General features: G+C 40.3%; 14 protein-coding genes. 8 read left to right on the top strand and 6 right to left on the bottom strand.

Going from position 1 to position 14,682, the window contains the following annotated elements:
• Positions 1-119: 119 nt before the first annotated feature.
• Complete coding sequence (locus ACPPVU_RS06695; protein ID WP_426670912.1) at positions 120-872, top strand: hypothetical protein; 753 nt, start codon at positions 120-122, stop codon at positions 870-872.
• Positions 872-1,951: a sensor histidine kinase gene (locus tag ACPPVU_RS06690; RefSeq protein ID WP_426670911.1), complete on the top strand. Its 1,080-nt coding sequence runs from the start codon at positions 872-874 to the stop codon at positions 1,949-1,951. Before ACPPVU_RS06695 ends, ACPPVU_RS06690 begins: the two co-directional genes overlap by 1 nt.
• Positions 1,952-2,006: 55 nt before the next feature.
• Here ACPPVU_RS06690 and ACPPVU_RS06685 read toward each other — a convergent pair whose 3' ends face one another.
• Positions 2,007-2,918, bottom strand: coding sequence for a hypothetical protein (locus ACPPVU_RS06685; RefSeq protein ID WP_426670910.1), 912 nt, complete (start codon positions 2,916-2,918; stop codon positions 2,007-2,009).
• A gap of 622 nt (positions 2,919-3,540) precedes the next feature.
• Between ACPPVU_RS06685 and ACPPVU_RS06680 the strand changes: the two genes are divergently transcribed.
• The 5 genes from ACPPVU_RS06680 (at position 3,541) to ACPPVU_RS06660 (ending at position 7,936) form a co-directional block, all read left to right on the top strand.
• Positions 3,541-3,858 carry a hypothetical protein gene (locus tag ACPPVU_RS06680; protein WP_426670909.1) on the top strand — a complete coding sequence of 106 codons (318 nt, stop codon included), beginning with the start codon at positions 3,541-3,543 and terminating at the stop codon, positions 3,856-3,858.
• Between the two features lie 4 nt (positions 3,859-3,862).
• On the top strand, positions 3,863-4,147 hold the full coding sequence (locus tag ACPPVU_RS06675; protein ID WP_426670908.1) for a hypothetical protein: 285 nt from the start codon (positions 3,863-3,865) through the stop codon (positions 4,145-4,147).
• A gap of 65 nt (positions 4,148-4,212) precedes the next feature.
• Positions 4,213-4,695 (top strand): hypothetical protein, encoded by a 483-nt coding sequence (locus tag ACPPVU_RS06670; protein ID WP_426670907.1) that lies wholly within the window; start codon positions 4,213-4,215, stop codon positions 4,693-4,695.
• 558 nt (positions 4,696-5,253) lie between these two features.
• Positions 5,254-6,429, top strand: a complete 1,176-nt coding sequence (locus ACPPVU_RS06665) for a hypothetical protein (RefSeq protein ID WP_426670906.1) — start codon at positions 5,254-5,256, stop codon at positions 6,427-6,429.
• 589 nt (positions 6,430-7,018) lie between these two features.
• Positions 7,019-7,936, top strand: a complete 918-nt coding sequence (locus ACPPVU_RS06660; RefSeq protein ID WP_426670905.1) for an NADP-dependent oxidoreductase — start codon at positions 7,019-7,021, stop codon at positions 7,934-7,936.
• Between the two features lie 114 nt (positions 7,937-8,050).
• On the opposite strand, the gene can is transcribed toward ACPPVU_RS06660, so the two are convergent.
• The 5 genes from can to ACPPVU_RS06635 all read right to left on the bottom strand — a co-directional run bounded on the left by can (position 8,051) and on the right by ACPPVU_RS06635 (position 12,172).
• Positions 8,051-8,710: a carbonate dehydratase gene (gene can / locus ACPPVU_RS06655; RefSeq protein ID WP_426672186.1), complete on the bottom strand. Its 660-nt coding sequence runs from the start codon at positions 8,708-8,710 to the stop codon at positions 8,051-8,053.
• 64 nt (positions 8,711-8,774) lie between these two features.
• On the bottom strand, positions 8,775-10,382 hold the full coding sequence (locus ACPPVU_RS06650) for a SulP family inorganic anion transporter (RefSeq protein ID WP_426670904.1): 1,608 nt from the start codon (positions 10,380-10,382) through the stop codon (positions 8,775-8,777).
• Between the two features lie 67 nt (positions 10,383-10,449).
• Positions 10,450-10,779 carry a hypothetical protein gene (locus ACPPVU_RS06645; RefSeq protein ID WP_426670903.1) on the bottom strand — a complete coding sequence of 110 codons (330 nt, stop codon included), beginning with the start codon at positions 10,777-10,779 and terminating at the stop codon, positions 10,450-10,452.
• 396 nt (positions 10,780-11,175) lie between these two features.
• Entirely contained in the window at positions 11,176-11,529 is a 354-nt protein-coding gene (locus ACPPVU_RS06640) for a helix-turn-helix domain-containing protein (protein WP_426670902.1), read from the bottom strand.
• A 307-nt stretch (positions 11,530-11,836) separates the two neighbouring features.
• Complete coding sequence (locus ACPPVU_RS06635) at positions 11,837-12,172, bottom strand: hypothetical protein (RefSeq protein ID WP_426670901.1); 336 nt, start codon at positions 12,170-12,172, stop codon at positions 11,837-11,839.
• 774 nt (positions 12,173-12,946) lie between these two features.
• Between ACPPVU_RS06635 and ilvD the strand changes: the two genes are divergently transcribed.
• Positions 12,947-14,659 (top strand): dihydroxy-acid dehydratase, encoded by a 1,713-nt coding sequence (ilvD, locus tag ACPPVU_RS06630; protein ID WP_426670900.1) that lies wholly within the window; start codon positions 12,947-12,949, stop codon positions 14,657-14,659.
• Positions 14,660-14,682: the final 23 nt, after the last annotated feature.

Below are 14,682 nucleotides of genomic sequence, written 5' to 3'. Positions count from 1 at the left end.
CTGCCTACTGGAAATGGCCGGTATACATTGCAATCCTTAACACATTGAAAAATAGGGTGTTTTCACGGGTTGTTTGTATAAATCATTTAGACTTATATTGGTGGCCTAAATTCCTTAACATGATTATTACTTTAAGTACTTGTCTAGGCGCTATGGCAGTTCCATTTTTAAATTTTGTCGCGACCAAATTTTACAACTCGGTAACGGGCTCATCAAAGAATTTTATTTGGTCAGATAAAATCCCCGATTTAACTACATTGCAATCTACACTGGATTTCGAAGAGTTAAAAAAAAGAACCAGAATTGTAGTTATTGACGATGAAAAAACATTCCCTGTCAGCTTATTTAGAAACGAGGGGTATTCAATAGATGAGTGGCCCAAAGTCGAAGATTATGGAAAACTTCAATCTGGCTTTTATGATATAATTGTATTAGATATAAAGGGGGTAGCGATGCATATTTCAAATGATGATGGGTTGGGTGTTTTAGAAGATATCAAACATTATAATCCTTCGCAAATTATAATCGCTTATTCACAACATAGTTTTGATTTAACAAAGTCAAAGTTTTGGGAACTAGCCGATGAAAAAATTGCAAAGCCAAGTGACTTTCTAAAAATGAAAAGAATAATTGATGATTTAATTACTACTAAATTTAATCCAAATAGATATATAAACACACTGCATGCGATACTACGTAATAATCAGGTCGGGGAAAAACAAATAAGGAGATTTGATAAAGAAATATACAATTCCATCAAAGGGAAGAAGAAAATAAATTTTCAAAATACTTTAGAGTTTATCAACACTAAAACAGAGTTAGTTCAAAAAATAGCAAATATTACAGAAACTATATTAAAATTTTTTAAGTAATGGACTTGGAATTATTTACTAGCCTATCAAAGTATCCTTTTATTTATGGAGAAAAACTTTTCGACTCTCAAGAACTAAAACAAAATAAAACTTGTACCGAGAAATGTCTACAGAAAGATTGCAAGCTGCTTAACGAAAAAACAGCTAATTTACAAGAATACATTTGCAACAAGGGATATAATAATATATTGTTTTTAATTGGACAGGATAAATTCATTATAAATGGAATAATCTTTGAAAATAATACTAGCGTACCTGTTGGAAGAAAAGAAGTCAGAAAGGAGTATATATTTGATCGTCAAGTAATTCTATTATTTAATTTAAAAATAAAAAAAATCGAAGAATACATTCTTGAAAAAATTAATGTTGCTACAGAACAAAATTTTTCAATATTCCATGACTTTAAAACGGCAATGAATATCATTTATAGATGTACACATGATTTAATTAACAAAGAGCCTGGCGCCAATTTTTATGAAAAATTAGAAAATTGCGACATCTCACTCAAAGATCTGTATGATTCATTGGATCTGATCACATCACAACTGGGTATGATGGATACAATTATAAATCCGTCAAGTATCACTTTTGGTGAGAAAAGAGAAATTAACTTATATAAATTATTTGATAAAATCACTAAGCTATTTCGACATCTGTCTATTAAGAATAAAGTAATAATTGTTCTGAAGAACATTGACGGCCAATATATTAGGGATTCTAGATGTTACGAATCAATAGAATTCATCGCGTTAATTCTGTTAGATAATGCTCTAAAATACTCGGCACCAAATTCGACGATTGAAGTAGAACTGAGTCGTTTAAATAGAAACAAGGTAAAAGTCAAAATAAAAAACATTGGTCCTTTGGTAAGTGATGAAAATAAGGAAAGGATTTTTGAGAAATTTTTCAGAGATGATTCGGCAAAAAATTTCAGTAAAGAGGGAATTGGAATTGGGCTTTGGGTTGCTCAAAAAATTCTTGAGGCCCATGGAAGTAAATTATGCTATTACAAAGGTTCAACTTCTAATTATGGTATTGGGCTAAATATTTTTGAATTTGATTTAGAAACAATACCATAGAATATCCTCCACCCAACCTTAATTTCATATTCACGATGGGATTACATTCATCCAGTTATTTATGGGAAAGTTTCAAAATTACTTCACCATAATTATCTGAAGCCTGAATTAACTTATATAAATCATTAAGTCTCTTGTATAATATTGAAATTGATACACCTGAAAAACTATTTCTAATAATCGTTTTCCCAAAAGAGTTTCCTAAATTTTCCTTCAAGAGCTTTTCATCGTGGTTTTTCATTTCAGTGAAATTTTTACCATACATGCTATTAAAGCAATATTCAAAAGTTTTGACAAGCATATCGTTACTTATGTGATTAATCAATGGTTCTGATATTGAAAATTCAGCTTGTTGATTTATAGAGGCTGGTGTATCCCTTTTTAAATCGGCGATAGCACGTAAAATTAGTTGTGTAGAATTAAGCTCCTCATCTTGCAATTTCTGAGCTTTGACATTTTTGAAATTTTTTATAAAAAATGAGGAATCTGAATGTTTATATCTCTCGTGTGTAGCTGTGATTTTTTCGATTAATTTTTGTTTAAACACCTGTATACTTGAATAGCGTAAACTTTTAGGATATTCTAAATACTCAATTATATCTGTATCGAATATCCTATCTGTCATATCATCTCTAATTATTACAACTGGTTTATCAAATGTCAATCTAATACCTAGTTCAAACATTACATTTGGATTGCGAGAACTTATGTCGCAGACAACTATTGGATTTGCATAAATATTTTCGACAATACGTTGATGAATGATTCCGGTTTCAGTAGCTTCGCTTACTAGTTTTGGATAAAATCCTGCCTGAGTAACACACTCACTTATTATATCTTTAACTTCCAACCAGTGGGCAGTTGAATAATCATCACAATTTGAAATTGGCATTATTAAGCCACAAGTTATTTTATGTTCTTCAATAACTGCTTTCTTTTCTCCGTTTAACAGCGCATTTTTTTCCATTAGAATTATTCAATTAATACTCAACCTATCCTCCTATAAAGTTACTTGTAAGCTGGAGTATTGAGCCTGTAATCAAGATATAGACACCCACTTTTACCAACAAGTTTTTCCTTTTAACCAAAGTGTCTATCTTTTTCCAGTTCGTACTTGCGTTGCCTCCATCGATAACACTAAAATGTAGAGGTGAATTTATAAACACCATATATGCCCCAATTATATTTAATAGGATGCCGATTGAATTAAAAATAAGTTTACAATTAGCGTAATTCATGATGATAAGGATTAGAGATCTAAGTTAACAAATTAGTTGTTAAATCAATAAAATTACTCGCCCCCCGCTACCGCATACGTCCTCGCTCGTGGCCCGCGTTTAGATAGCCGACATGTTGTTTACAATTACTTTATTGTACTGTAGGTTACTTACACAGTTTGTTACCTGAATACTGGCCACAAGCGAGGCATTCTCATCCCCATCCTGGCGCGAGTATGCAGCGCGGGCAACAGCTTGGGGGTACTCGTGACTTTCAACTCACACCAGGGTATCAACTGATTTCCAAAATCTCCGACACATTAAAGGTTACTTTTTGAGAAGCGTGGTATTAATGATACCAATTAGCCTTACATGAAAGCAACCTTCCAGTTTCTCAAGAAATATCCGGCATCAATTATTTGTTACCTGTTTTATAGCTGGCTTTGTTACAGAACATTAAAGTTCAATTTGGAATTTCAACAAAGGATACTTCAAAACCCTGGCAAGAGCAGTATGCAACTGGGCGGTGAGGTGATGGGTTATATGTTTGTTTTTTTACTTCTTACTGCAGGCATATTTATTTTCATAAGTTTTGCCAATGCAATTGCACGAAAACAAAATGCCTTTTACTTATGGTTGAGCGCCATTATTATAGTGCAAACTATCGTGATTGTTAAAGTTATGAAATAACCATATGAGCAAAGTATCACAAGGCTTAAAGAAACACCCGGCAGCTATTACTTTCTATTTATTGTTTTGCCTGCCATCTGGTTGTATAGCTAGTATGAGTTTGTCGGGTTTCAAAGAAGAACGACACCTTGACGGCGGGCTGCCATACGTTTTTACCATTTTTCTTGCTGCATTATTTATTGTGGTGAACCTCATCAATGCGGTCTTCAGAAAAGAGGGGAAAAGTTTTTACTTATGGCTAACCCTCATACTTCTGATTCAAACCTATATTGTTGTTAGTATTGGATAACGTTCCCGCACCGCCTGTTACATTTCATGAAATGGTGCGTATAAGTAAAAAACCTATATTACAGTATGCGAAAATACCTAACCTTCACTCTTGTATTACTTAGTCTTTTAACTTTAGAAACGCGGGCACAAAATCTGCATGATGATTCAATAAAAAAGATTGCTATTGCCGATGCTCGTAAATTCAAACTGGATAAGGCTCGTCTAACAACTTTCAGGCAAAGCCACCACAATTTAGAATTTGCATATTTTGAACGCTATAGATCGGATGCCGGCGCCCCAAGATTCGGGCAACGAAAAAACGGCTTTAGCGCTTACATGCGCAGCAGGGAACTGACGTCGGACTATTTTAAACCTGTCGCATCGGCCGTTAGCGATACCACTTTGCTTACGGATTCGGTATATGTGAAAGCATACAGAGAAAAAGCCTGGCAACGCACCCGGCACAGGCGTACGGCAGGGCATTACGTATTAATAGCAGGAATAGTCGATGCCGGAGCTGCAGTTATTGTGCTGTGGGCTTATATAATTTCAATTGCAAGTCGCTGAGAAGTATTTTTCTTTGACGTCCCCCATTCTGGCACGAGTATGCAGCGCGGGCAACAGCTCGGGGTACTTGTGACTTTCAACTAATATTTCCCGCTACCGCAAGCGTCCTCGCTCAATAAAAACGTCTTCAGAAATCAATCTGATGGATTTTCGTAGAGCCGGAGGGATTTGTATTATCCTTCTACCGCGCTGATATTCAATATTTTATAATGGCTAAATTTCTTACTCACCGAAACACTCACCATTTTTTTGAATGCAGATTAATTGCAAATCTTATTATCACAAATATAGTGAATAAGAACTAAATATGACATTAAGCATTTTTTTGTCGTGTCTATTTCGAAAATATATATTAGGTGCCATTATACTCGGATGAAAGGATCGAAGTTGTTTATAAGTATTTGTTTTACGCTGCGCAAAAACTATATGTCACATTTAATAGATAACTTAACAGATTTCTAATCCCGTGAACGAAGCGATCTCTGACTGTTTAGGGATGATTTTCAGGATTGAAACAATGGAAATTTTACTATTTTAGAAGCGGATTTAAACCTTACAATGGAACAGGAATATACAACCTCAACTGGCTACAAAATATTTTATAGTATCGGTTTAATTGCTTTTTTTGGCTTTGCATTGATCCTTCCACTGTTAGGTAATCATGGTGGATATTCAGGTCAACCGGGACTGCTCGTATTGGCTGTAATTGTTGTTGCTATATCTGTATTTACTGTACTCAATTTTTTCAAACGAAAGCTGATTATAACTGACTATACTATTAAATATACTAATGTTTGGGGAGCAAGCGAACTATCCAATAAAGATGTTAAAGGATTTAAGATATTTGATAAACGCATTGTAATTTATTCATCAACTACGTCTCAAAAAATTAAAATCAGAGACTATTCAAGCATTGGTAATCTCGATGATTTATTGAAATGTTTAGGAAAATATTACACAAATTTAGATTCGGTTGCTTACCAGGATAATTTAAATGAAATATATAACGATGCAGCTTTAGGCCATGATCAAAAAGAGCGGGAATTTAAATTAGATACCTCTAAGCGCTTTTCTTTAATTTATAATGTAGGGGGTGGGATTATTTTTGCATTATCATTAGCTTTCACCGATTTCATTCTAAAAAGTGATTGGCTAAAAGTGCTGCTAATATTTTACCCTTTGATTGGAATTATCTTATTGATATGGGGTAAGGGATCAATTAAGTTGGTCTATGGTAAAAATAGTGCTTATCCGAGTATAATTGTAGGCATCTACGCGTCTACAATACTTATATTTATCGTATTAATAACGTATTATGATTTCATCTCATATAGTGATTTGTGGGTTCCCGTACTAATAATTGCGTTAATAATTGGGTCTGTACTATGGAGATTTGGATATGATAAGTCGGCCAATGCCGCTAAAGGCCAGATATTTATGTTAATATTAGTAGCAGTATTTTATTCATGTCCTTTAACAATGCTTATTAATAGTAAACTTGATATATCAGAGCCAAAAATCTATAATTCAAAAATAGTCAACCGGTATATTTTTCATAATAATGGACGAGAATATTACCATGTGGTAATCTCAACTTCAGATTATTCAAATCTTTCTTCTAAAGATCTGCATATTAATTATGAGCTTTACAATAGAATAAAGGATATGCAAATTGTTAATGTTACTGTTAAACAGGGACTTTTACACATCCCATGGTTTTACATCAACGAATAACCTAATTGAATTTAGCTTTTAAATAAACCGGCTTTGTATTATGTAGGTTAAGCTATGCACACACCATCCCTTATTCAACGGTTAAGCAACCAAAAGCGCGTAACCGGGTAAAATGTCAAGGGCGGGCAAGCAAAAACCAAACACAACCGCCCGTTTATACACCCTTGATGTTTTATCCCCGGTATAGGCCGTTTTCGCTGTATTTTGATAAAAAATAATTGTCGTTTAAATCGTGTCATTTGACTATAAACTAAATGCCCGCAATTTTTGATTACAGGCATTTAGTTCGTTTTGATAAGAAAATTCAGTGGAGCCGGAGGGATTCGAACCCTCGTCCAAATCCAAGCTACCTGTCTTCCCCCGCTACCGCAAGCGAGGGCATTCTCATCACCGTGTCCGCATCGACCATCTTTGAGAGTGCCTGGAAGTTCGATATACTAAAAACAAGGTTTCCAGCGTCCTGTTATGTCGGGGGGGGAGTTCAATGATAAGTATTAACTCTAAAAACTAAAAAAATGAAAACAGTAATGTACAGCAACATCGCTTCATTAAGTAGGGGTTTGCTGATGAGCAAAAAAGGAGGGGTATTATGAAAGCGATCATTGTAACGGACCAGGCTGCAGGAAATGCCGGGATGAAACTGGTTGAGCGGCCCGAGCCGCAGGCAGCTATAAACGACGTCATCGTTCAGGTTTACGCATCAAGTATCACCGGGGATGAGCTGTCCTGGCCAGCGACCTGGACCGATCGCGTCGGCCGTGACCGGACGCCGTCGATCCCCGGCCATGAACTTGCCGGAGTGGTCACCGCACTCGGCTACGGCACAACGGGGCTGTCGGTAGGACAGCGGGTGTTCGGTCTTACAGACTGGTATCGAGACGGTGCCCTGGCGGAGTATGTGGCCGTCGAGGCACGCAACCTTGCGCCGTTGCCTGGTGATGTCGACTTCACGGAGGGTGCAGCGCTGGTGATGTCGGGTCTGACGGCGTGGCAAGGACTGTTCGACCACGGCCGCCTTCGGGCTGGGCAGAGCGTTCTCGTGCATGGTGCGGCCGGCATAGTCGGCTCCATGGCAACCCAACTCGCACGTGAGGCCGGCGCGTACGTCATCGGCACCGGGCGGGGTACTGCCCGTCAGACGGCCCTCGACTTCGGCGCACAGGAGTTCGTCGACCTCGATAACGACACCTTAGAAGATGTCGGTGGGGTCGATCTGGTTTTCGATGCCCTCGGCGGCGACATCGCGGCGCGGTCTGCCAGTCTGATTCGCCCCGGAGGAACGTTTGTGACGATCACCGGCGCGACTGAAGCCCGGCCCGCCGACGGTCTGACTATCGACTTTGTCGTTGAATCAGATCGCACCCAATTGGGTGAGATCGTCCGGAGGTTCCGGGAGGGACGTCTGCGGACGAACATCGGCAACATCACTACCCTCGACGACGCTGTTGCCGCCTTCAACCCAACCAAACGGGTCAAGGGGAAGACGATCGTCCGCGTTCGCCCATAAATACCCGGGGAGGCCGATCGGTCCTGGCCTCCCCGTAGATGGATATTTAATTGCAAAAAAATCCCGGGCATAATAAATACTCGGGATATATTATTCTGATACAGATGCTATTAATTAATGCGCTAAAGCACCCTCTTCAACCTCGTAAACATAACCCAGGTTGCCGGGGTTACTGCTGCTGATATTCAGATCGTTTACCAAACCGGTATTAATATCAATAACCCAGCCATGCACCGCAAGGTCCTTGCGCTCTTTCCAGGCATTTTGTATGATGGTGGTTTTGCACAGGTTGTAGGCCTGTTCCGTCACATTGAGTTCCACCAGCCTGTTCACCTTACGGGTATGATCGGTAATGCGGTCAAGCTCATGGCTGTATAAACGATACACATCTTTAATGTGGCGCAGCCAGTTATCTATCAATCCGAATTGCTTATTGCTCAAAGCAGCCGCCACGCCTCCGCACCCATAATGCCCGGCTACTATAACGTGTTTTACCTTCAATACGTTTACTGCATAATCCAGCACACTTAGCATGTTCATATCCGAATGCACGCATACATTGGCAATATTACGGTGTACAAACACTTCACCGGGTTTGGTATTGGTGATCTCGTTGGCAGGCACGCGGCTGTCTGAACAACCGATCCAAAGCACCTCGGGGCTCTGCCCTTTGGCCAGGTTCTTAAAATATTCAGGATCATCTTTTAAGCGCTGATCCACCCATTCGCGATTACGCTTGATAAGCTCGTTGTAACTTACTTTTTGTGCAAGCATCAGGTTTCCTGAGTTGATGGCTTCTTTTATATCGTTTTTATTATTCTCGTTTTTCATGATTTTTTTACTTAGGGTTATACATTAATTCTTTTAAACGGGGCACATCATATTTATCCCTGATGCCCACCAATTGCACAATAATGCCCTTGGTATAAGCATTGTGCTTAAAATTTTGAATGATCTCAAGTACATCCGGATCGATATACCTCGAATTTGTGCCGTCAATTATTACGTTTGATCCGGCAGGCATGCTGGTCAGCGTTACCTGTATGGCAGCTTTGTTCAGGAAAGACACCTCTTCGGCAAGGCGTATGCTGATCTCCTTGTTATCGTCACTTCCTTTAACATGATAAAAGTAAGGGTTACGCAGGTTGGTGCGCAGGATATAGAATATACCAACAAGCATACCTATACCCACTCCTATCAGCAGGTCGGTAAGTATAACCGCAACAATGGTAACAACAAACGGAATAAACTGGTTAAGCCCGTTGTGCCACATATGTTTAAACAGGCTGATGCGTGCCAGCTTATACCCCGTTACCAGTAATATAGCCGCAAGGCACGATAAAGGAATGTAGTTGATAACCATCGGGATGAACAGGAACGACAGCAACAATAAACAGCCATGTATAATGGTGCTCATTTTGGTACGTGCCCCTGCATTAACGTTGGCCGATGAGCGTACGATAACGGCAGTCATTGGCAAGCCTCCAAGCAGGCCGCTTACCACGTTACCTACACCCTGTGCAACCAGTTCGCGGTTAGTTGGAGAGATACGCTTTATCGGATCAATTTTATCAGCAGCCTCCAGGCTCAGCAATGTTTCCAGGCTGGCAACAATGGCAATGGTTACAGCCGTTATCCAAACTTCCTTGCTGCCAATTGCTGCAAAATTGGGCGATTTGAATAAACCGAAAAGCCCCTGCACATCGTTAACAACAGGTATATTCACCAATTGCCTGGCCTTTAAAGCGAAATCTTCAGATCCCGAAAATAATTGGCTCAGGATCACGCCGGATAAAACCACCAGCAAGGGAGCCGGTACAAGGGCTAATTTTTTAACTTTAGGCCAATAGATCATAATGGCCAATGACACGGTACTTATAATTATAGCACCGGCACTAACCCTGCCCAGTGAGGAAACCAGCATGGAAAAGGTATTTGACTGATTGGCCTGTACAAACCGCTCGTCGCCCTCGAAATCTGCATCATAACCTATAGCATGAGGCAATTGCTTCATAATAAGAATAATGCCTATCGCAGCAAGCATCCCTTCAATTACTGCCGAAGGGAAATAATTGGCTACCGTTCCGGCCTTGATTATACCCAGTATAATCTGGATAATACCAGCCAGGGCCACAGCTAAAAGAAATGTTTCAAATGAGCCCAAACCGGTAATGGCGTTCAGTACAATAACGGTTAAGCCGGCAGCCGGACCAGCTACGCTTAACTGTGAGCCGCTTAAACTGCCAACTACTATCCCTCCAATAATCCCTGTTAGTAAGCCCGAAAATAATGGGGCTCCTGATGCAAGGGCAATGCCGAGGCACAAAGGCAGGGCTACTAAAAATACAACTATACTCGAAGGAATGTCTTTCTTAAGATTTTTTGGCAAAAAGTATTTCCTGAGATTAAGACTACCCATAGCAGTCCAATCTTTATTAATTTGCATATAATAAAATGTAATTATTAAAACTTAAATGAATTTGAAACTAATGCCGGGAAGCCGGCGCTGTCATTTAAGCATTGGGAGGTGGAGTGGGAACCACCGGATGATAGGTTTGAATGTACAAAGAGTTCTCCAATGTATGAAGAACTTTTACCTCGTTGAAATGCGAGCTGTATTCAAAGAAAGAAAGCAACTGATCATCAAATAGTTTCTTTTCTTTCAATGCGTCTTTGGCTTGTTCTTCTTTTTCAGTTTTTGTTTCATCATCCAGTTGCATGACTGAAACAGCGGCCTTTGGATTCAGGAGTGAAAATAGCGGGGCAAGCGATATGGCCATCTTTGATAAAAAGATAACCAGGAACAATGCGCTTGTCACTATCTTAAAAATCCTGTTTTTCATTCAGGGCAAACATAGGCATTTTGATGATACCGCGCAACATAAACTGCCGTTGCAGCAGGCAAACGCATTAAAATAATCATGAATCCGTCATCCTGAACTTGTTTCAGGAGCCCGCAGGAAAAGTCGACTGCATGCCAGGCTACCGAACATATGGGGTGCCGATCCGTCAATGGGCGGACGGCATGACTGTGAGGGTAAATTATTCTATTCCAATTTCCGAGATGCCAGGATAAAGAGTATGCCCAGGTAGCTAAAACAAAGACCATAAAACAGGCCGTTCCATTTGCCTATAACGCGCCTGGAGCCCATGTAGGCGCATTGCCTCACATAAAAAACCCAGATGACAAAAGAGATCAGCGATAACAAGGTTATAAAAGGTTTAGGGTTAATCAGTGACTATTTTTTATTATACAGCTCGTCGTACAGTTCTATCACCTTACGTTGCAGGGCCGATATCTGGGCTTCCTGCTCGGCCACCTTCTTTTTCAAAACGTCGCTGTTCAGGATCACCGGTTCAAGCTCTTCGTTAAATACGTTAAGCAGTTGCAGCAGGGTAATTTCGTAAATGTCGGCAATTTGCTCCAGGCGGGATAAATTAACATCGGTAACGCCGGTTTCGATCTTGGACAGTGCCGGGATAGAGATACCTAAGCGGTTAGCAACATCCTCTTGTGTCCAGCCATGTCTCTGACGCAGTATTTTAATACTTTGCCCAACTGTGGCCTTTGCTTGTTTTTGTGGGTCACCCATTTTAATGGTATACTAAGTTTTAAGGTTGAGAACTCCCTAACCAAAGTACTACACGTATGGGTCGGTACGTGTTTCAGTCTCGGTCAAATAGTTTAAAAATTAATCAGGCCACAATTTGTAAATATTTTTTCAATATAACAACTAAAACCTTAATTGGATTTTTTTTCGACCCTTACTGTCTTCCTCTATTAATACACAAACGTATTTATAGCCAGGTAATTGTGTATGTTATTTCACATCCCTGAACGTTCCGGTATCGTTACCGGTTTTAGCTCGTTTTTTACCTGTGATATGGGGGTATCACCAATTAATTGTAGCGGTGCGGCGGGGTCGATATGTCCCTTTTCTCTTGTACCAGCTTAACTTCTACTATACCTTTCTGGGCATTGCAAACAGCCTTATAAGTAATAAAGTACATATACTCATACTCGGGGAACGAGCTGTTTTTGAATTTCACCCTCCACAAAAATTTATCCTTATAAGGCGAAAAGATGTAGTTTTCGATATTATCGATGAGATAAGAAGAACATACTACCACTAAAGAATCTTTATCAATACCTGCAGGGATCTCCTCAGGGTGTTGTCTCAAAAAAATAGTTAACTCGTGACTTAGTCCGATTAACACTGTGCCGGTTTCTTTCATAATGATTTTAAACGAGAGCAAGGCCTGGAAGGTTAATGAAAAATAACTGATAATTAAAAAATATTTTGGGTTTAGCTGTGGAGGGGGGCGGAGGTTAAGCAAAAATATGACTACCCTCCTTGCGCGCAGCGAAGGAAGGGTCGAACAGCGTAGCGCATTCGGGGTGGGTAGATGTGCGTGATGCATTGGGCGGTAATGTCGCTCGCATATTTTACCCACCCGATCGTTGCTACGCTCGACCACCCTCCCTTTTGCAAGCAAAATGGAGGGTTAAGCTTTTTGTACTCCTTTTGTCTGAACTATGATTTTTATGATTAACTGAATGCTATGACTTACTTTAATAATAATCATGAAATCCACAAATCAAGTAAATCATGGTTCAGGCAATTTTTCAATTAACTTTTTTACCCAAAACCGACATTTCGGGCAGAAAATCGACCCTTTATTATGCATGCATAACGACTGTACCGAATACCGTTTTTAACTTTGGTATAAATACATAATAATTATATTCTGAATAAAACTATATTTACAGAACTAATTAAATAATTAAGATATAAAAACAGAATAAAATACTAATTGAAAAAATATTTTTTAGACTATTGTGGTTTGGGGTGCATGTACCTAACTTGGGTTTAGTTGATTTGGTTTAATAAGTTGGATTAAGTTGACTGAGTTGAATTACGGTAAATAAAACAACTTAATCAACCCAATCAACCACTTAACCTAATCAACTTGATCTAACCAATCAACCATTTAACTTAATAATAATAGATGAGCACGGCAACAGGTACCCAACAGGAAACAGAATTAAACAAGTACAGCAAACACCTTACCAGCGATCCTACCCAACCCGCCGCACAGGCTATGCTTTACGGCATTGGCTTAACCGACGACGACATGAAAAAGGCGCAGGTGGGCGTAGCCAGTATGGGTTATGATGGCAATACCTGCAACATGCACCTTAATGACCTTGCCAAATTGGTTAAACAAGGTGTATGGGATGAGAATTTGGTAGGCTTGATATTCAACACCATTGGCGTAAGCGACGGCATGAGCATGGGCACCGATGGGATGCGCTACTCGCTGGTGAGCCGTGATGTTATTGCTGATTCGATAGAAGCCGTTTGCGGTGCACAGTATTATGATGCGCTGATAGCTCTTCCGGGTTGTGACAAGAACATGCCGGGCACACTGATAGCCATGGGCAGATTGAACCGTCCTTCTATTATGGTATATGGTGGTACTATTAAACCGGGTCATTATAAAGGTGAGGATCTGAACATTGTTTCGGCTTTCGAGGCTTTGGGTCAAAGGATAGCAGGCAACATCACTCCAGAGGATTTTATGGGTGTTGTCAAAAATGCCTGTCCGAGTGCGGGTGCATGCGGTGGTATTTATACTGCCAACACCATGGCTTCGGCTATCGAAGCATTGGGCATGAGTTTGCCCTACTCATCATCAAACCCGGCTTTAAGCGATGAGAAAAAAGCGGAATGCTTAGCAGCAGGCAAAGCAATAAAAGTATTACTGGAGAGGGACATCAAACCATCTGACATCATGACGCGCGCGGCATTTGAAAATGCTATAGTGACCATCATGGTATTAGGCGGAAGCACCAACGCGGTACTCCACCTGATAGCGATGGCAAAAAGCGTGGATGTGAAATTGACGCAGGATGATTTCCAAACCATCAGCAACCGTACCCCTGTTTTGGCTGATATGAAGCCAAGCGGCAAATACATGATGGAAGATCTGCACAACATAGGCGGTGTTCCGGCAGTAATGAAATATTTATTAAAGTTGGGTTGGATTGATGGCAGTTGCTTAACCGTAACCGGGAAAACCATAGCCGAAAACCTGGCTGATGTTCCTGAGATTGAATTTGAGAATCAAAAGATCATTATGCCGAAGGAAAAACCTATCAAGGCAACCGGTCACTTACAGATATTATATGGTAACCTGGCAACAGGCGGCTCAGTAGCCAAAATAAGCGGTAAAGAAGGCGAGCGTTTTGAAGGCCCCGCCCGCGTATTCGACGGTGAGTTTGATCTGATAGACGGCATACAAAGCGGTCGTGTAAAGGCAGGTGATGTAGTGGTGATCCGTAATATCGGTCCAAAAGGTGCACCTGGTATGCCCGAGATGCTGAAACCAACCGGAGCGATATTTGGCGCTGGATTAGGTGCTTCGGTAGCTTTAATTACTGATGGCAGGTTTTCGGGCGGAACGCATGGGTTCGTCGTCGGTCACATCACACCAGAGGCGTATGATGGCGGCACGATAGCCCTGGTGAAAGATGATGATATAATAGAAATAGACGCCATCAGCCGCAAAATGACCCTGAAAGTACCGGAAGCAGAAATCGCTTACCGCCGCTCAGAATGGAAACAACCGGCACTAAAAGCAACCAAAGGACTGCTTTACAAATACGCAAAAACAGTAAGCACAGCTGCCGAAGGTTGCGTAACAGATGAAATGGCTTAAAACGTTGTACGTGGGACGTTATA

The organism is Mucilaginibacter sp. McL0603 (assembly GCF_049992945.1).
Lineage (GTDB): Bacteria > Bacteroidota > Bacteroidia > Sphingobacteriales > Sphingobacteriaceae > Mucilaginibacter.
Note: the sequence above shows the minus strand (reverse complement) of the source record. Positions and strands in the feature narration are given on the sequence as shown.